This window comes from Streptomyces asiaticus, from assembly GCF_018138715.1.
In the GTDB taxonomy this organism is placed as follows: domain Bacteria; phylum Actinomycetota; class Actinomycetes; order Streptomycetales; family Streptomycetaceae; genus Streptomyces; species Streptomyces asiaticus.
This window is the reverse complement of sequence record NZ_JAGSHX010000001.1, coordinates 767979-786112: the sequence shown is the minus strand read 5'-3', so window position 1 is coordinate 786112 and position 18134 is coordinate 767979. Positions and strand designations below refer to the sequence as shown.

The following is an 18134-nucleotide window of genomic DNA, read 5'->3' as shown; positions in this document are numbered from 1 at the left end:
CAATACCGAGCGCTCATCCCGCCTGCCCGAAGCAGAACATCGCGGTGGCCACCGCGCCCAGCAGCACAAGCCTCCCGACGACGGTGGCCGCACGCGGAGTTGGCCCCGCGCGCCACGCGGCCACGCCCAGCGGTACGAGTGCCACGCACAGCCCCGTGGCAGCCGCGACCGACCACGCGGTCGTCCCTTTCAGCACCCCCAGTGGCATCATCGACACCAGGCCCAGGGCCGCCGCACGCAGGGGTCCGAGCACCCGTGCGCGGTGGGCGCCGACGGCCAGCAGGATCCAGCCGCCCATGATGGCCGCGTTCAGCACGCTGAAGACGTGGAAGGCGCCATAGGTCTCGCTCACGGTGCGGGCCGCCGACGCCGCGCCATCGGCGGTCACCAGTTGGAAGTCCGCGTGGTCCACACCCGCGTGAAACGCCCGGGCGAACAGGCCCAGGACCGTGAGAACACCACCCCATACGGCCAGCTCCCGGAAACGTTCACCGATCCGGGCGGCCAGGAGCGCCACTCCCGGCCAGAGCAGCACCCACCCCGCAGCGACAAGGCTGTACGAGGCGGTCATGAGATGCGGATGCCGCTCGTACGCGCTCAGCTGCGCGGGAAAGAAGAAGCCGAAGCGCATACGGAGCAGCACACCGGTGAGCACCAGCAAGGGCCCGACCACGAGGGATGCGCCACCTACCCAGGGTCCCGGAAAAAGAGCCCGCGGCGCGGCGGCTGACGGAGAAGTGACGGTCATGGGGGCAACGATGTCGCCGACGCGTACGCCACGTCGTCGGAGCACGGACCACACTTCCAGATCGGACCGTGGTCGTACCTCCCCCGCCGTGCCTCGGCCCCTGGTCCGACCTCACTGTCCCAGGCGGAAACTGACACGGCGATAGGCTGCGGCGGTTCCTCTGCCAACGAGCCCTTGGGAGTAATCGATGAAGGCATTCCGGTACGTGGCACAGGGCGCCCCGCTGGAGCGTGCCGAACTGCCGGACCCGGTGGCCGACCCGGGCTGGGTCGTGGTGGACGTCGAGGCCGCCGGGCTGTGCCACTCCGATGTCCATATGATCGACGGCCTGATCGAGCCCATGTGCCGCCCGCCCTTCACCTTCGGCCACGAGGTCGCAGGTACCGTCTCCGCCCTCGGCGAAGGGGTGGAGGGCTATGCGACAGGCGACCGCGTGGCCGTCGCGATCATCGCGCATCCGCAGGTCCAGGCGTCCTACGCACCGGGCATCGGCGTCGACGGCGGTTACGCCGAACGCCTGGTGGCCCATGCCTCCACCCTGGTCCCCCTGCCCGACAACGTCTCCACCGTCCATGCGGCCGTCGCCACGGACTCCGTCGTCACCGCCTACCACGCGGTCCGCACCGAGGCCCGGGCCAAACCGGGCGAGGTGATCGCTGTCATCGGCCTGGGCGGCCTCGGCCTCAACGGAGTCCGTACGGGAGTGATCGCGGGGGCCACGGTCTACGGCGTGGACATCAACCCCGACACCTTCGAGGCCGCCCACGCGGCGGGCGCCCGCGAATGCTTCACCGACACCGCGGCGCTGGCCGACCTGCGGCCCGATGCCATCATCGACTTCGCGGGCGTGGGCTCGACCACGTCCGACGCGATCGATGCCGTACGCCGCCACGGCCGCGTGATCATGGTCGGCCTCGGCACCAGGACCACGACCTTCTCCAACGGCAGCCTCATTCGCAAAAGCGTGCAGCTCCGCGGCTCCTACGGCGCCAGCAAGGAGGAATACCGCCAGGTCCTGGGCTTCATCGCGGACGGCCGGATCGAACCGGTCGTGGAGGAGATCCCCTTCGCCGACCTCAACCAGGGCCTGGACCGACTCCGCCACGGCAAGGTCCGGGGCCGCCTGGTCACCCGCCCCAGGGGCTGACCCCGGCCTCCTCGCCGTTCACACTCTCCGTCAGCCCAGCAGCGACCGAGGCCGCGAGCCCAGGTTCGTGTCGGGGTCGGGCGGGGCCTCGAAGGGATTGACGTCTTCCGGGGGCGCGAATTCCTCCTTACGCTCCCGCAGCGTCGCCTCACGCTCCGCCCACTCATCGGTGAACCGGTTGCGGCGGACCCGTTCACCGATGGCCGTCGGCCACGGCAACCCCGACACGATGTCGTAGGCCCGCTGTACGTCGTGCACCTCGACCGCCTCGGGGCTGGCGAGGAACACCGTGCCCAGCCAGGCGCCGTCCGCACCGGCGGTGAGAACCGCCGCGAGTGTCCGCCCGTCGGCAATGCCCCTGGCCCGGGCAAGCCACGGCCGGGGGTCCGCTGTGGCGGGTCAAGATCGAACGCTGTGTCCGTTTCATGATCGCCCAGCTCCCGGAGGACGATGTCGCCCCGCACCTGTGGACCACGCTGGCGGGCAGGCCCCGTAGGCACCGGGAGGATCCGCGGGGCGCCACACACTGAGGCGGACGCCGCGGACGATCGGCCTGTCAACGGGGGTGGGGTATGGGGACCCGTCTCAGATCGCGGCGCGAATGGCCCGTTCGAAGCCCTCGACATGGCTGTGGGCGAGCTGTGCCGCCTTGTCGGCGTCACCGGCGGCGACCGCCTCGATCAACGGCCCGTGCTCTCCGACGTGACCGGCCATGTCGGACAGGCGGTCGATGAACAGGCACCAGATGCGGGTCGCCAGATTGTCGTGGCGGACGAGCGTGTCCTCCAGGTACGGGTTGTGCGTGGCGGCGTAGATCGCGCGGTGGACCTGGAGGTCCAGGCGCATCAGCTCGGCGGCGTCGCGCTGGGGTGAGTCCGCGCCCGCCAGCTCCCGCAGGGCGGCCGTCAGGGTCGCACGGTCCGCGGCCGTGGCGCGCCGCGCGGCCAGGGCGGCGGCCAGGGGCTCCAACTCCTGGCGCACCTCGGAGATATGGGCCAGGTCGGTGATGTTGACGTCGGTGGCGAAGGTGCCGCGCCGGGGGTAGGTCGTGATCAGCCGCTCGTACTGGAGCCGCTTGAGCGCCTCGCGCACCGGCGTGCGTCCGACGCCGAGGGACTGCGCCAGCTGGTCCTCGTTGATCGGCGCGCCCGGGCGGATCTCGAGCATGACGAGCCGGTCGCGGATGGCGCGATAGGCGCGCTCGGCGAGGGAGAGCTCCTCGCCCGCGGGTTCGGTCGCCACCTGCTGCATGAAATGCCCCCTTGACCTGTGTCGCGAGCTCTCATACCTTACCGCAGAGGCTGATATATCAGTTGCCCATTAGTTGGCTCTCAGGATGGTGCACAGATGGCAATCAACCCGTCGACCAGCACATTCGCCTCCCCTCTCACCCTCCCGCTCAGCGAGCTCGACCCGGACATCGCCGCCGCGGTGGGGGCCGAGCTGCACCGCCAGCAGTCCACGCTCGAGATGATCGCCTCGGAGAACTTCGCTCCGTCGGCGGTCATGGAGGCCCAGGGCTCGGTCCTGACCAACAAGTACGCCGAGGGCTACCCCGGCCGCCGCTACTACGGCGGCTGTGAGCACGTCGACGTGGTCGAGCAGATCGCCATCGACCGGGTGAAGGAGCTCTTCGGCGCCGAGGCGGCGAACGTCCAGCCGCACTCGGGCGCCCAGGCCAACGCGGCCGCGATGTTCGCCCTGCTCTCCCCCGGCGACACCATCCTGGGGCTGAACCTGGCGCACGGCGGCCATCTGACCCACGGCATGAAGATCAACTTCTCCGGCAAGCTCTACAACGTCGTGCCGTACCACGTGCGCGAGTCCGATCTGCGCATCGACATGGACGAGGTCGGGCGGCTGGCCAAGGAGCACCGCCCCAAGATGATCGTCGCGGGCTGGTCGGCCTACCCCCGCCGGCTGGACTTCGCCGCGTTCCGCCGGATCGCGGACGAGGTCGGCGCGTACCTGATGGTGGACATGGCCCACTTCGCCGGGCTGGTGGCCGCGGGCCTCCACCCCAACCCGGTGCCGTACGCCGATGTCGTGACGACCACCACGCACAAGACCCTCGGCGGCCCGCGCGGCGGGGTGATCCTCAGCCGTGCCGACCTGGCCAAGAAGATCAACTCGGCGGTCTTCCCCGGTCAGCAGGGCGGCCCGCTGGAGCATGTCATCGCGGCGAAGGCGGTGGCCTTCAAGGTGGCGGCGGGCGAGGAGTTCAGGGAGCGCCAGCGGCGCACCCTGGACGGAGCCCGCATCCTCGCCGGGCGGCTGCTGGCCGACGATGTGGCCGAGGCCGGGATCACGGTGCTCACCGGCGGCACCGAGGTCCATCTGGTCCTCGTCGACCTGCGCGACTCCGCGCTCGACGGACAGCAGGCCGAGGACCGGCTGCACCGCGTCGGCATCACGGTCAACCGCAACGCGGTGCCGTTCGACCCCCGTCCGCCGATGGTCTCCTCGGGGCTGCGGATCGGCACTCCGGCCCTGGCCACCCGCGGCTTCGGCGAGACGGAGTTCCGGGAGGTGGCCGACATCATCGCCCAGGCCCTCAAGGACGAGCGGCTCGACGACGAGCGCGCGGGCCTGCTCCGCGACCGGGTCGAGAAGCTCGCCTCCGCCTTCCCCCTCTACCCCCGCCCGAACGGAGGCGCGGCATGACCGCCCAGCCGCTGCCGGAGCACCCGGACTTCCTCTGGCGCAACCCCGAGCCGCGCTCCTCGTACGACGTCGTCATCGTCGGCGCGGGCGGCCACGGCCTGGCCACCGCCTACTACCTGGCCCAGAACCACGGCATCACCAACGTCGCGGTCCTGGAGAAGGGCTGGCTGGCCGGCGGCAACATGGCACGCAACACCACGATCATCCGCTCCAACTATCTGTGGGACGAGAGCGCGGCGATCTATGAGCACGCGCTCAAGCTGTGGGAGGGGCTGCCGGCGGAGCTGGACTACGACTTCCTGTTCAGCCAGCGCGGCGTCCTCAACCTCGCACACACCCTCCAGGACGTCCGCGAGGGCGTGCGCCGGGTGGGCGCCAACCGCCTCAACGGCGTGGACGCCCAGTGGCTGACGCCGGACGAGGTCGCCGAGGTCTGCCCCATCCTCAACGTCTCGTCCCGCACCCGGTATCCGGTCCTCGGCGCCACCTTCCAGCCGCGGGCCGGTATCGCCAAGCACGACCATGTCGCGTGGGCGCTGGCGCGCCGGGCCGACGCCATGGGTGTGGACCTGATCCAGGGGTGCGAGGTCACCGGCTTCCTCAAGGACGGCGACCGGGTGGTGGGCGTCGAGACCAGCCGTGGCCGCATCCGCGCCGGCCGGGTCGGCCTCGCGGCCGCCGGGCACAGCAGTGTGCTGGCCGAGCTGGCCGGTTTCCGGCTGCCGGTGCAGTCCCATCCGCTCCAGGCGCTGGTCTCCGAACTGCACGAGCCGGTGCACCCGACCGTGGTCATGTCGAACCATGTGCACGTCTACGTCTCCCAGGCGCACAAGGGCGAGCTGGTGCTGGGCGCGGGCGTCGACTCGTACAACGGCTACGGGCAGCGCGGCTCCTTCCATGTCATCGAGCAGCAGATGGCAGCCGCCGTCGAGCTGTTCCCCGTCTTCGCCCGCGCGCATGTGCTGCGGACCTGGGGCGGCATCGTCGACGTCACCCCGGACGCCTCCCCTGTCATCGGCACCACCCCCGTCGAGAACCTCTACGTCAACTGCGGCTGGGGCACCGGCGGGTTCAAGGCCACCCCGGCCGCCGGCTGGACCTTCGCGCACACCATCGCCACGGGCGAACCGCATCCGCTGAACGCCCCCTTCGCCCTCGAACGCTTCGCGACGGGCGCGTTGATCGACGAACACGGCGCCGCGGCAGTGGCCCACTGAGAACCCGGCTGAGCGCCCACTGAGCGCTTGCCGAGAGCGCGCTGAGCGTCCACCGAGAGCCCGCTGAGAGAAGGACACCGTGCTCCTGATCACCTGCCCATGGTGCGGTCCTCGCGACGAGGCCGAGTACCACTACGGGGGACAGGCCCATGTCCCCTACCCCGAGCGCCCCGCCGACCTCGACGACGAGCAGTGGGCCGCGTACGTCTTCTACCGGGACAACCCCAAGGGCCCCTTCGCCGAGCGGTGGATGCACAGCACCGGCTGCCGCCGCTGGTTCAACGTCCTGCGCGACACCGTCAGCTACGAGGCGCTGGCCTCCTACCGGCTCGACGCGCCCCGCCCCGAACTGCCCCAGGCCGGAGGAAACCGATGACCGACCAGCCCCATCAGCGCTGCCGGCTCCGGCAAGGGGGCCGTATCGAGCGTGGCACCGTGCTGCGGTTCACCGTCGACGGGCGGGAGCTGACCGGGCACCCCGGGGACACCGTGGCCTCGGCGATGCTGGCGAACGGGGTCGTCGAGGTCGCCCCGTCGATCTACCGCGGCCGCCCGCGCGGCATCGTCGCCGCGGGTGTCGAGGAGCCCAACGCCCTGGTGCAGCTCGGCGGCTCGTGCTCGGAGGGCATGCTTCCGGCGACGACCGTGGAGCTGTACGACGGGCTGTCCGCCACGACGCTGTCCGGGATGGGACGGCTCGACCCGGCCCCCGACCCCGCCGTCTACGACAAGAAGTACGTCCACACCGACGTCCTGGTCATCGGCGCCGGACCGGCCGGGCTCGCGGCCGCCGCCGCTGCCGCGGGCTCCGGCGCCCGCGTGATCCTCCTCGACGACCAGCCCGAGCCCGGCGGTTCGCTGCTCTCCGGGCGCGCCGAGCGGGTCGGCGCGCAGACCGCCCTCGAGTGGGTCGCCGAGGTCCGCGCGGCCCTCGACGCCGCCCCGGAGGCCGTCGTCCTGCACCGCACCTCGGCGTTCGGCTCCTACGACGACAACTATGTGCTGGCCGTGCAGCGGCGCACCGATCACCTCGGACCCGACGCGCCCGATCCCGCCGAGGGCGTCTCGCGCCAGCGGCTGTGGCACATCCGCGCCCGCCAGGTGGTGCTGGCGACCGGCGCCCATGAGCGTCCGCTGGTCTTCGCCGGGAACGACCGGCCCGGGGTGATGCTCGCCGGGGCCGTGCGCTCCTACCTCAACCGGTACGCCGTGGCTCCCGGCTCGCGGGCCGTGGTGAGCACGACCAACGACAGCGCCTATGACACGGTCGCCGATCTCCACGCCGCCGGGATCGACATCGCCGCCGTCGTGGACGCGCGTCCCGAGCTGTCCCGCCGGGCCGCCGAGGTCGCCACGGCGACCGGTGTGCGGGTGCTGACGGGCGGTGCGGTGGTCGGCACCGCGGGCGGCGGGCGGCTCACCGGTGTCACCGTCCAGGCCCTCGGCGAGGAGGGCCGACTCACCGGCGAGCCGGAGTCGTTCGACTGCGACCTGCTCGCCGTCTCGGGCGGCTGGAGCCCGGTGGTGCACCTGCACAGCCAGCGCCAGGGCAGGCTGCGCTGGGACGAGGACCTGGTCGCGTTCGTGCCCGACGGCACCGTACGGGACCAGCGGGTCGTCGGCGCGGCCCGGGGGACGTACGACCTCGACGGCTGTCTGGCCGAGGGGGCACAGGCCGGTGCCCGGGCGGCGACGGACGCCGGGTTCCCGGTTCCCCTGCCGTCGCCCGGGGACGCACGGCCCGGAGCCGGCCCGATCCGCGCGCTGTGGCTGGTGCCCGCCCCCGAGGGCGAGCCCGGCAGCTGGGACACCCACTTCGTCGACCTCCAGCGCGATGCCACCGTCGCCGACATCCGGCGGTCCACCGGGACCGGCATGCGCGGTGTCGAGCACGTCAAGCGCTACACCTCGCTCGGCACGGCCAACGACCAGGGCAAGACCTCCGGCGTCAACGCGATCGGTGTCATCGCCGAGATCCTCGGCGCGGGCGCGTCACCCGGAGAGATCGGCACCACGGCCTACCGGGCGCCGTACACGCCGGTGGCCTTCGCCGCCCTGGCCGGGCGGGAGCGCGGTGAGCTGTTCGACCCGGAGCGCATGACCTCCATCCACCACTGGCATGTCGCCCAGGGGGCGGTGTTCGAGGACGTCGGCCAGTGGAAGCGCCCCTGGTACTACCCCCGGCCGGGTGAGGACATGGACTCGGCCGTGGCCCGCGAGTGCCGCGCCGCCCGCGAGGGGGCGACGTTCATGGACGCCTCCACTCTCGGCAAGATCGAGATCTGGGGCCGGGACGCCGGAGAGTTCCTGGGCCGCGTCTACACCAACGGCTTCAAGAAGCTCAGGCCCGGTATGGCCCGCTACGGCGTGATGTGCAAGCCGGACGGCATGATCTTCGACGACGGCGTCACGCTGCGCCTCGAGGAGAACCGCTACTTCATGACCACCACGACCGGCGGCGCCGCCGGAGTCCTGGACTGGCTGGAGGAGTGGCTCCAGACCGAGTGGCCCGAACTCGACGTCCACTGCACCTCGGTGACCGAGCAGTGGACGACGATCGCCGTGGTCGGCCCGCAGTCGCGCGAGGTGGTCGCCCATCTCGCCCCCGACGTCGACGTGTCGAACGAGGCGTTCCCCTTCATGGCCCTCCGCGAGACCACCCTGGCCTCCGGTATCCCGGCCCGCATCTGCCGGATCTCCTTCTCCGGCGAACTGGCCTACGAGATCAACGTCTCGGCGTGGTACGGCCTGGCGGTCTGGGAGGAGGTGTACGCGGTGGGCCGACCGTACGACATCACCCCGTACGGCACCGAGACCATGCACGTCCTGCGGGCCGAGAAGGGCTACATCATCGTCGGCCAGGACACCGACGGCACCGTCACCCCTGGGGACGCGGGCATGTCCTGGGTGGTCTCCAAGCAGAAGGAGTTCATCGGCAAGCGCTCGTACTCCCGCCCCGACACCTCCCGCCCCGACCGCAAGCACCTGGTCGGCCTCCTGCCGAGCGATGGCGGCACCCGGCTGCCCGAGGGCACCCAGCTCATCGCGGCGGACGTGCCCGTCACCCCCGAGGCCGGGCCGGTGCCGATGCTCGGCCATGTCACCTCCAGCTACCACAGCCAGGCGCTGGGCCGGCCGTTCGCCCTCGCCCTGGTCGCCGCCGGGCGGGACCGCGTCGGGGACACGCTCCTCGCCCCCGTCGGCGACGACCTCGTCCCCGTCCAGGTCACCGAACCCGTGCTCTACGACCCCGAAGGGACCAAGCGAGATGGCTGAGCCGACCGACGCGAGCCCGGTGGGGCTGCGCACCAGCCCCCTGGCACATCTGGCGGACCGGATGCGCGCGGCCGCCGTCACCGGCGCCCGCGGCGTCACGCTCGCCGAGCGGCCGTTCCTCACCATGGTGAACCTGCGCCTCGAGCCCGCTTCGGAGGCGGCCGGCCGGGTGGAGAAGACCCTGGGGGCGCCGCTGCCGCGAGAGTGCGGCCACACCACCGCGTCCGGCCCCCACACGGCCGTCTGGCTCGGCCCCGACGAGTGGCTCGTGGTGTCCGAAGGGCCCATCGACACCGCCGAGTTGCGGCAGGCACTCGCGGGAGACCCGGGCTCGGTCGTGGACGTCTCGGCGAACCGCACCACGCTCGAGCTGAGCGGCCCGGCCGCCCGCCAGGTGCTGGAGAAGGGCTGCCGGCTGGACCTCCACCCCCGTGCCTTCGGCCCCGGCCGGGCGGTGTCGACCACGGTGGGCCCCGTCCCGGTGCTGCTCTGGCAGCTCGACGACGCGCCCACGTACCGGCTCCTCCCGCGGTCCTCGTTCGCCGACTATCTGGCGCGCTGGCTCATCGACGCGATGCGCGAGTACCGCGGACCGGAGGTGCCCTGACAAGGGCGGCGCGGCCGTGTCCACCGGACGTCCAGTCCTCGTCCAAACGTACGACGCAACCTGAGGAGGAACACGCACCGAACCCGGCCAAAGGGGAGGAACTCCGATGAAGATCAAGCTGGCGTATGTGGAGCCCAGTGTCACCGTGCTGGGCACGGTCGAGGAACTGACCGGATGGCTCACCATCGGGCAGACCTTCGACAACGTCATCACCACGCACCGGCGCCTCAGCTAACGGCGGCCGGTACCACCCGCTCCGCTCCCGCCCCCTTCGGGCGGGAGCGGATGCCGCTCGGCCCCGCCTGATATGGGCGGGCCATCAGGTACTGGCTGGACCATGTGGCGAAAAGGGGTGCTCTGTTGCTGGTCGGGGACTTTCTCGGAATCTCCGGTCGGGTGGATTTCGACACCGCCGACGCGGAAATCGGGCTCGCCCGCCTGCCGTTCGCAGGCCGGGGAACACCGCCGGCGCCTCACCGGGCGGTGCGGCGACCGGCCCCGGACACTTCCCTCCGGCCGGTGGAGACCGGCCCCGGGGAGCATCTGCTGCTGTCGGGTCCGGTGACCCGTCCGGCGACGGACGGATGGCAGCGGCGGATCGCGGATCTGATCCGCGAGGGCCGCCACGCGGAACTCGCGCGGCTGCCCGGTGAGCTGTGCGGGGCCCTGGTGACCCCACGCAAGGTGACGCTGTTCCGGAACCTCGTCAGCACCGAGGGACTGCTGTACCGCAGGGACGGCCCGGTGGTGAGCTGGTCCACCGACCCGGCCGATCTGCTCGACCGGGAACGCGAGGAGTTCAGCCGACAGGCCATCTGGCGGTGCTGTCGCGGCGACGAGGTCTTCATCTACCACGGACTGACCCCCGTGCGCCCCGGCGAGCTCGTCGTCGCCGACCAAAGGACCCTGTCCACCGTCCGATTCGACGCCCTCGCGCCGCTGGACCTGCCGCGCCGCACTCCCCTGGCCCAGTACGCCGAGCTCGCCTACGAGATGCTGCTGCGGGAGGCCCGGGCGTACGTGGGCGCCGGGCGGGTCGGAGTCATGGTCAGCGGCGGACTCGACTCGGCGGCCGTGCTGTGCGCCCTGGTCGAGGCCGGGGCCGATGTGGTGGCCTACCACCATGTGGTGGACGACCCGCTGGCCGACGAGTCCGCCTATGCGCGAACGATCTGCGACCACCTGTCCGTTCCGCTGGAGATGGTCAAGGCGGGCTACGACGGCGACTTCCCACCGCGCGGGCGCTCCTTCCCCCACCCCTTCCTGAATGTGGGGTTTCCCTGGCTGGAGCAGCTGGCGGAGCGGGTGCACGGCGACGGCATCAGGCTGCTGGTGTGGGGCAGGGACGGCGACCTGCGGTTCGGCCCGCTCCGCTACGGTCTGCACGACGCCCTGGCCGGAGACATCCCGTTCCGCGAGAGGGCGGCGCTCTGCGCGGGTCTGATCAGCTCCCGCTGGGAAGCCCCGCGGATCGTCCGCACCGCCTCCCGGAGCCGCTCGCTGTTCGACGACATCCGGTCCGGCGGCGGCCTCGCCCGGGCCACGGATTTCCTCGAACCCGTGCCGGGCGTCCCGGACGACCCGTTCGCGGACGTACCGGCCGAGGACGACTACTCGGTCAAGGACGCCTGCGCGCATCTGACGTCGTGGCGGCCGCGCGAAATCATGATGTGCAACCCTCTGGGCTCCCGGGACCTGCGCAGGCTGGCCGCGCGGATGCCCGACGCGTACCGGATGATCCCCTACCAGGGGCAGGTGATCACCAAGCCGGTGCTCCGGCTGCTGCTGTCCACCCGGCTGCCCGCGTCCGTATGGCGCCGGTACGGACGCCTGTGGATGTCCTCCGCGCACAAGCACCGCGCCCTGGCGGACACGGACGCCTTCCATGAGCTGATGGGCGGGCCCGACTCCCGGCTCGTCCGCATGGGTGTGGTGAACCCGGAACGGCTGGCCGAGGTGCTGACCGACCCGCACCGCAGGCGCCGCAACGCCGAGACGCTGGTCCACGCCGCCATGACCGAGATCTTCCTGCGTCACTACGAGGGAAGGACCCCGTGACCGTGAACCCCGCTCCCCCTCTGCTGCGCCTGGCCGACCACGCCGTCTTCGATCCGACCGACGAGGCGGGGGTGATCCTCGACACCCGTATGGACGTCTATCTGGCCCTGAACGCGACCGCGACGCTGATGCTCGGCGCCGCCCTGCGGTTCGGCACGGTCGAGGAGGTGGTCGCCCATCTCGGGGAACTGGTGGAGGCACCCAGCGGCACCCTCGAAGCCGGCGTCACCACCCTCACGCACCAGCTCGCCCAGCACGGCCTGCTCGCCCCGGCCGAGGAGGGGCGACCGTGAGAGCCCTCACCAAGCCGCTGACGGACTGGGAGTTCTTCCTGGCGGATCCGGCCCCGGGCGCGGCGCCGCCGGGCGTGCCACCGCTCTTGCGACTGCGCGCGCTCCGGGCCACCGCCGTCACGGCGTGGACCTACCGCCGTCGCGGCTGGAGCAGGGCCCGCCCGCTCCTCGAAGGAGCCCGGCCGGCCCCGGGCGCCTGGCGTCCGCGCGAACTCCACCCGGATGCGGGCGTCCTCCTGGCCCGGCGACAGGTGTTCTGGTCCCAGGCGGTGCTGCGGGTCCTGCTGCCCCGGGCGGACTGCCTGCCCCGCTCCCTGGCCCTGGCCCGCTATCTGACGGCTCTGGGGCTGCCCGCCGAGGTCTGTGTGGCCAGGGCGCTGACCAGCACGTTCGAGAAGGACACCTTCCATGCCTGGACCGAGGTGCACGGCGTCGTACTCAACGACAACCAGGACGTCACCGTCGGCTATCGCGTACTCCAGCGCATCGGCTCCGCCCAGCTGACGGACACTCCGGCGGCGCCCGGGCGGCGACGGGGGCTCGCCCCGTGAGCGGCGCACCAGGCGCATCCGGCCGCCGGCCGTCCCGGCTGTGGCCGTACCTCGCCCCCCACCGCGGCGCGCTGCTGGCGGTCATGGGGCTGTCCCTGGTGTCGTCGGCGGCGGCCCTCGCCCAGCCGCTGCTGGTCCAGCGGACGCTGGGCGCTGCGAGCGGGGGCTCCGGCCTCGGCACCGCCCTCGCCCTCCTGGTCGGTGTGGTGGTGGCGGCCGCGGCCCTGGAAGGAGTCCAGCGCTATCTGCTCCAGCGCACCGCGGAGGGCGTGGTCCTCATGGCCCGCCGCACCCTGGTGGAGACTCTGCTGCGGCTGCCGGTCGGGGAGTTCGACCGGCGGCGCACCGGGGACCTGATCTCCCGGGTGGGCGCCGACACCACTCTGCTGCGGTCCGTGGTGACCGGCGGTCTGGTGGACCTGGGCTCGGGCGTGGTGGTCGCGCTCGGTGCCGTGGTCCTGATGGCGAGCATCGATCCGCCGCTGCTGGTGGTGACCCTGCTGTCGGTGGGGGCCGGCGTCGTCGCCGTGGCCACGGTCTCGCGCCGGATCCGGCACCTGAGCGGCCGGGCCCAGCAGGCCGTGGGCGCCATGACGGCCTCCGTCGAGCGAGCGCTGACCGCGGTGCGCACCATCCGTGCCGCCCGCGCGGAGGAGCGTGAGGCCGCGCAGATCGGGCGGAGCGCTGCGGCCGCCTACGAGGCCGGGCTCCGCGTGGCCCGCCTGGAGTCGCTGGCCGTCCCCCTGGCCAATGTCGCGATGCAGGCGGCCCTGCTGTCCGTGCTGGGCTACGGCAGCGCCCGCGTGGCGTCGGGCGCGGTGGACGTGGTGGACCTCGTCGCGTTCGTCCTCTATCTCCTGCTGTTCGTTCAGCCCATGGCCCAGGCACTTCAGGCGTACACCACCTTCCAGGCCGGGCTCGGGGCGCTCGCCCGGATCGAGGAGGTACGGGCCCTGCCCACCGAACCCCAGGCCGGCCCCGCGGCCGTCCGCCGTCCTGTCCCCGTCGGCCCGGCACACCGGCCGGCCCTCGCCTTCGAGAACGTGGACTTCGACTATCCCGACGGCACACCCGTGCTGCGCGGCGTCAGTCTGGACATCCCGCGGGGCTTCCGGGTCGCGCTCGTCGGGCCGTCCGGCGCGGGCAAGAGCACCCTGCTCGCCCTCGCCGAGCGGTTCTACGAGCCCACGGCGGGCGCCGTCCGCCTCCACGGGGTCGACGCCCGTGAACTGCCGCTCGCCGTCCTGCGCGGCCAGCTCGGCTATGTCGAGCAGGACGCGCCCGCGCTGGCGGGCAGCCTGCGGGACAACCTGCTGCTGGGCGCTCCCGGCGCCGACGACGCCGCCCTGCTGCGCGTGCTCGACGCCGTGAACCTGTGCGGTCTCGTCCACCGCACTCCCCAGGGGCTGGACGCCCAGGTCGGGGACGGCGGGGTGCTGCTCTCCGGTGGTGAACGCCAGCGGCTGGCCATCGCCCGCGTGCTGCTGGCCGCGCCACCGCTGCTCCTGCTGGACGAACCCACCGCCAGCCTGGACGCCCGCAACGAGGCCGCTCTGGCCGAGGCGATCGACTCCGTCTCCGTCAACCGCACGGTGCTGGTCGTGGCCCACCGGCTGTCCACGATCGTCCGCTCCGACCTCATCGTCGTACTCGAAGAGGGCCGGGTCGTCGCCCGCGGTACCCATGCCGAACTCGTCGACGCCTCGCCGCTGTACCGGGAACTGGCCGGACGTCAGCTTCTCGTCTGAGCCGAAGGCGCGGTCGGGTGGCGGGACGGGGCCGGCGCGGGGCTAACGCAAGGTGGGGGACGCGTCGGCGGCGCCGCTGTCGCCGCGCGCCAGCGCGGCGCCGAGCTGGGCGCGCGCCTGCTCGTCGCGCTCACCGGTGCTCGCCGCGACCGCCTCGGCCCTGACGTGGTAGACGACGGCTTCGCCAGGACGCCCGGCCCCGCGCAGCGCCTCACCCAGGCCGTTGAGCGCGGACGCCTCGCCGTAGCGCTCGCCGTTCGTACGGAACAGGCGCAGGGCCTGGCGGTGGTGGTCGGCGGCCACGAGAGGCAGCCCCTGCCGCAGATACACATCCCCCAGACCGGTCATCGCATATCCCTGCCCCCCGTGGTGGCCGAACCGGCGGAAGAGCTCGAGGGCCTGACCGTGGTGGTCGGCTGCCGCCTCGTAACGGCCCTGGCGGAGACGCACGGTGCCGAGGTTGGTCAGCGTACGGGCCCGGCCGATCTGGTCGCCCGTCACGCCGTGCAGCTCCAGTGCCCGGCGCTGATAGGCGTCGGCCAGGTCGTACTCGCCCTGGCGCTGGCACACATTGCCGAGGTTGGTCAGGGTGCGGGCCTGGCCGACCCGGTCGGCCAGTTCCTCGTACAGCGACAGGGCCTGCTGGTGACAGTGCGCGGCGGACGGATGGTCGCCCGACCGCCAGTGCACATTGCCCAGATTGGACAGCGTACGGGCCTGGCCCGCACGGTCGCCCGACGCGCGATGGAGGACCAGGGCCTGCCGCAGGTGGACGGCGGCCGATCGGTATGCGCCGAGCCGCCAGTGGACGACGCCGAGGTTGGTCAGTGCGTGGGCCCGGCCGGCGCGGTCACCGATGTGCTCGGCCGCGCGCAGCGCGTGGGTGTGGAACGACAGCGCCTCCATGTGGTGGCCGCCGTCCAGGTGGCGGAAGAGCACGGCGGCCAGGCGCACGGCGTAGTCGGCCCGGTGCCCCTCCGCGGCCCTGGCGCAGACCGAGCTCATGACGGGGATCTCGGCGGACAGCCAGGCCCGCGCCACCGCCTGGTCCCGCATGGGCGGGGCCGATGCCGCCGTGGGCGCGGTGCCGGGGCGGTGGTGCCGCTCGGCGGGGTAGAGCGTGTCCATCGCCGCGGTGGCACCGGCCAGGTAGTGGTCGAGCAGGCGGATGCCGGCCGCTTGGCGGTCCTCCTGATCGTCGTACGTGAGCGACAGGCGGTCCGCGTAGGCGCGCAGGAGGTCGTGCATGGCGTACCGCCCGGGCCCGGAGGACCGCACCAGATGGGCCCGGGTCAGCAGGGCGAGCCGACTGCCGGCCCGGTCCACGTCCTCGCCGGTGAGGGCGGCGGTGGCGTGGACGCCGAAGTCCGGCCCCGGATGCAGGGCGAGCAGCCGGAACGTCCGGGCGGCCGCGGGAGGCAGATGACGGTAGGACCAGAAGAACACCGATCGCACGGTGGCCCGGGAGTCCCCGCCCGCGTCCAGCAGTTCGAGCCGCCGTTGCTGGTCGCTCAGCTCCGCCACCAGCTCGGACAAGGTCACTCCCGGGCGGGTGGCGGCCAGTTCGGCCGCCACCCGCAGCGCCAGCGGCAGCCGTGCGCACTGCTCGGCCAGCACGGCGGACGAGGTGTGGTCCGTCCGGGCCCGGTCGCCGATGAGCAGGCGCAGCAGCGCGGTCGCCTCGGCGGGGACCAGCGGGCCGAGCTCGATCCGCTGGGCGCCGTGCAGCGCCACCAGACCGGCCAGGCTGTCCCTGCTGGTCACCAGCACCGCGCAGGAGGGCGTGCCCGGCAGCAGCGGGCGCACCTGTTCGACCGAGAGGGCGTTGTCCAGCACGACGAGCATCCGGCGATCGGCCATCTCGGTGCGGTAGCGGCTCGCCCGCTCGTCCGGGTCGAGGGGTATGTGCCGACCGTTCAGCCCCAGGGCGCGCAGAAAGCGGGTGAGGGCGTCACCGGAGGACAGCGGCCGGTCCGGGTCGTAGCCGCGCAGATTGACGTACAGCTGCCCGTCGGGAAACCGGTCGCGTGCCTGATGTGCCCAGTGGACGGCCAGCGCGGTCTTCCCGACGCCGGCGGTTCCGGAGATCACCGAGATCGTCATGGTCGCGGGTCCGGGCGCGATGGTCGCGAGTCCGGGCGCCCGGAGGTCGGGCCGCTCGTCCCCGGTCCAGGGCCGGTCGAGCGCGGACAGCTCGGCCGATCGGCCGGTGAAGCCGTAGACATCCGCAGGGAGTTGGGCGGGTGGGGCGGGCCGGTCCGGGCTCGTCGGCTGATCGTCCCCGGGCCGGGGTCCGGGGGCGGATCCCGACGCGGGCCCGGGTTCGTGCCCGGGGACGGGCCTGGGGACGGGCCCGGGGACGGGCCCGGGGACGGGCCCGGGGGCGTCCGGAATGACGTCGGCCCCACGGGAAGGGGTTCCCGTGGGGCCTGCTGCACAGGCTCCCGGTCTCCCGGCCGTCTCCCCCAGCAACGCGGTGTAGGCGGCGGTCAATTCGGCGCCGGGCTCCACGCCCAGTTCGTCGGCGAGTCTGCGGCGGCTGTCCAGATAGATCGTGAAGGCCGTGTCCCGCTGTCCGACGGCACCGTGGGCCCGCATCAGACGGGCCTGTGCCCGCTCGTCCAGCGGGTGCGCGGCCGCGGTCTCCGCCAGCACGGGCAGGGCCTCCTCGGCGTCCCCCGCGGCGATCATCGCGTCACCGTACTTCGCCACCGCGGCCCGCCGCTCCTCGGCCAGCGCGACCACCGCGGGATGAGCGGCCAGGAGGGGCAGATCCGCCATCGGCGGGGACTGCCACAGCCGGAGCGCCTCAGCCAGCAGCGCTGCCGCGCCGCGATCGTCGCCGTCGCGCCGCGCGGCCTCGGCCCGCGTCGCCAGCTGCCGAAAGCGGGACAGGTCGACGTCGTCCTGGGGAACGCGGAGCGCGTAGCCGTCCCCGACCCTGGGCAGCAGCGCGCTGGGGGTCCGGGCCGGACGGGCGGGCTCCAGCAGGCGGCGTAATCGTTTGACGTAGGTCTGGATGAGATTGACGGCGCTGCGCGGTGGCCGGTCCCTCCACAGGGCGTCGGCCAGTTCCGCCCGGGACAGCGACCGTCCCCCTGCCAGGACCAGCAGGCCGAGGAGGGCTCGCTGATGAGGTGTGCCGAGGTCGATTCCGGTCTCGCCGTGCCAGGCCCGTAACGGCCCAAGTACCTGAACGCGCATGGTCTCCCCCCGACCCGAGCCCCGCCCCCAGCCCGCCCTCGGACCCGCCCTCGGACGCGAGAGGCCTTCACCGGCGTATGCCAGGTGGACATGCTTCCCGCAAGCGCCGGTGGTGTCCAGAAATCCCTCTCCCTTCCCCGCCGTATTCGGCCATGAGCGCTTCCGGTCGGGCGGCGCGCGCCCCACTCGTCGGCCAATGGCCTTGGTCCATATCCCGGGGTCGACCGGCCCCTCCCCAGGACAGAGCCCCATCTGATAGCGCGCGCCCATCGCTCCACCACCAGGAAACCCCATATTCACCTTCGTCCTGAAGGCGCCTCTGATTCGGCCATACCTGGCCGATATCCAGCTTGCCGCTCGTCCTGACGTGGCCTGGATAATTCTGCCGTTGTCGCCGTGACCTGCCACCAGCGGCGCCGCGGTCCGGGGAGGGTCCATTTTCGCCTTCCCGTCTGCTCCGTCTGATCCACCTCGGTTTCCCTCTGTTCCTCTCCGCTCCTCCCTGCTCCGCCCTGTTCCAACGCACCAGCCAGGAATTCAGTGATGGTCATGCGCGCTCGTGGAACGGTTCGGCACCTTTTCGGCATCAAGCGAAGACACCCTGGGAGACACACGTGAGAA

General features: G+C 72.4%; 15 protein-coding genes. 11 read left to right on the top strand and 4 right to left on the bottom strand.

The window, feature by feature from the left end:
- Positions 1-13: 13 nt before the first annotated feature.
- Positions 14-673: a hypothetical protein gene (locus KHP12_RS03065; RefSeq protein ID WP_308016608.1), complete on the bottom strand. Its 660-nt coding sequence runs from the start codon at positions 671-673 to the stop codon at positions 14-16.
- A gap of 262 nt (positions 674-935) precedes the next feature.
- Between KHP12_RS03065 and KHP12_RS03060 the strand changes: the two genes are divergently transcribed.
- Positions 936-1895 (top strand): zinc-binding dehydrogenase, encoded by a 960-nt coding sequence (locus KHP12_RS03060; RefSeq protein WP_211831362.1) that lies wholly within the window; start codon positions 936-938, stop codon positions 1893-1895.
- A 30-nt stretch (positions 1896-1925) separates the two neighbouring features.
- Here the strand turns inward: KHP12_RS03060 and KHP12_RS03055 are convergent, their stop codons facing one another.
- Both KHP12_RS03055 and KHP12_RS03050 read right to left on the bottom strand, forming a co-directional pair.
- A complete protein-coding gene (locus tag KHP12_RS03055) occupies positions 1926-2183 on the bottom strand; it encodes a hypothetical protein (RefSeq protein ID WP_208653124.1) in 258 nt (85 codons plus the stop codon).
- Between the two features lie 297 nt (positions 2184-2480).
- On the bottom strand, positions 2481-3146 hold the full coding sequence (locus KHP12_RS03050; RefSeq protein WP_086883654.1) for a GntR family transcriptional regulator: 666 nt from the start codon (positions 3144-3146) through the stop codon (positions 2481-2483).
- 96 nt (positions 3147-3242) lie between these two features.
- On the opposite strand from KHP12_RS03050, the gene glyA reads away from it, so the two are divergent.
- The 10 genes from glyA to KHP12_RS03005 all read left to right on the top strand — a co-directional run bounded on the left by glyA (position 3243) and on the right by KHP12_RS03005 (position 14309).
- On the top strand, positions 3243-4559 hold the full coding sequence (gene glyA / locus KHP12_RS03045; protein WP_211831361.1) for a serine hydroxymethyltransferase: 1317 nt from the start codon (positions 3243-3245) through the stop codon (positions 4557-4559).
- Positions 4556-5776, top strand: coding sequence for a sarcosine oxidase subunit beta family protein (locus KHP12_RS03040; protein WP_211831360.1), 1221 nt, complete (start codon positions 4556-4558; stop codon positions 5774-5776). The genes glyA and KHP12_RS03040 overlap by 4 nt, the downstream gene beginning before the upstream one ends.
- 79 nt (positions 5777-5855) lie before the next feature.
- Positions 5856-6152, top strand: a complete 297-nt coding sequence (locus KHP12_RS03035; protein ID WP_086882860.1) for a sarcosine oxidase subunit delta — start codon at positions 5856-5858, stop codon at positions 6150-6152.
- Complete coding sequence (locus KHP12_RS03030) at positions 6149-9052, top strand: sarcosine oxidase subunit alpha family protein (RefSeq protein ID WP_211831359.1); 2904 nt, start codon at positions 6149-6151, stop codon at positions 9050-9052. Before KHP12_RS03035 ends, KHP12_RS03030 begins: the two co-directional genes overlap by 4 nt.
- Complete coding sequence (locus tag KHP12_RS03025) at positions 9045-9659, top strand: sarcosine oxidase subunit gamma (RefSeq protein ID WP_086882858.1); 615 nt, start codon at positions 9045-9047, stop codon at positions 9657-9659. Before KHP12_RS03030 ends, KHP12_RS03025 begins: the two co-directional genes overlap by 8 nt.
- Positions 9660-9765: 106 nt before the next feature.
- The gene (locus KHP12_RS52245) at positions 9766-9894 is read left to right on the top strand and encodes a hypothetical protein (RefSeq protein ID WP_263407905.1); all 129 of its coding nucleotides are present in this window, start codon (positions 9766-9768) and stop codon (positions 9892-9894) included.
- A gap of 284 nt (positions 9895-10178) precedes the next feature.
- The gene (locus KHP12_RS03020) at positions 10179-11717 is read left to right on the top strand and encodes an asparagine synthase-related protein (protein WP_143678091.1); all 1539 of its coding nucleotides are present in this window, start codon (positions 10179-10181) and stop codon (positions 11715-11717) included.
- Complete coding sequence (locus KHP12_RS03015; protein WP_086882856.1) at positions 11714-12010, top strand: PqqD family protein; 297 nt, start codon at positions 11714-11716, stop codon at positions 12008-12010. Before KHP12_RS03020 ends, KHP12_RS03015 begins: the two co-directional genes overlap by 4 nt.
- The gene (locus KHP12_RS03010; RefSeq protein ID WP_086882855.1) at positions 12007-12561 is read left to right on the top strand and encodes a lasso peptide biosynthesis B2 protein; all 555 of its coding nucleotides are present in this window, start codon (positions 12007-12009) and stop codon (positions 12559-12561) included. The genes KHP12_RS03015 and KHP12_RS03010 overlap by 4 nt, the downstream gene beginning before the upstream one ends.
- Entirely contained in the window at positions 12558-14309 is a 1752-nt protein-coding gene (locus tag KHP12_RS03005; protein WP_308289270.1) for an ABC transporter ATP-binding protein, read from the top strand. Before KHP12_RS03010 ends, KHP12_RS03005 begins: the two co-directional genes overlap by 4 nt.
- Before the next feature lie 42 nt (positions 14310-14351).
- Here the strand turns inward: KHP12_RS03005 and KHP12_RS03000 are convergent, their stop codons facing one another.
- Entirely contained in the window at positions 14352-17513 is a 3162-nt protein-coding gene (locus tag KHP12_RS03000; protein WP_211831358.1) for an AfsR/SARP family transcriptional regulator, read from the bottom strand.
- Positions 17514-18134: the final 621 nt, after the last annotated feature.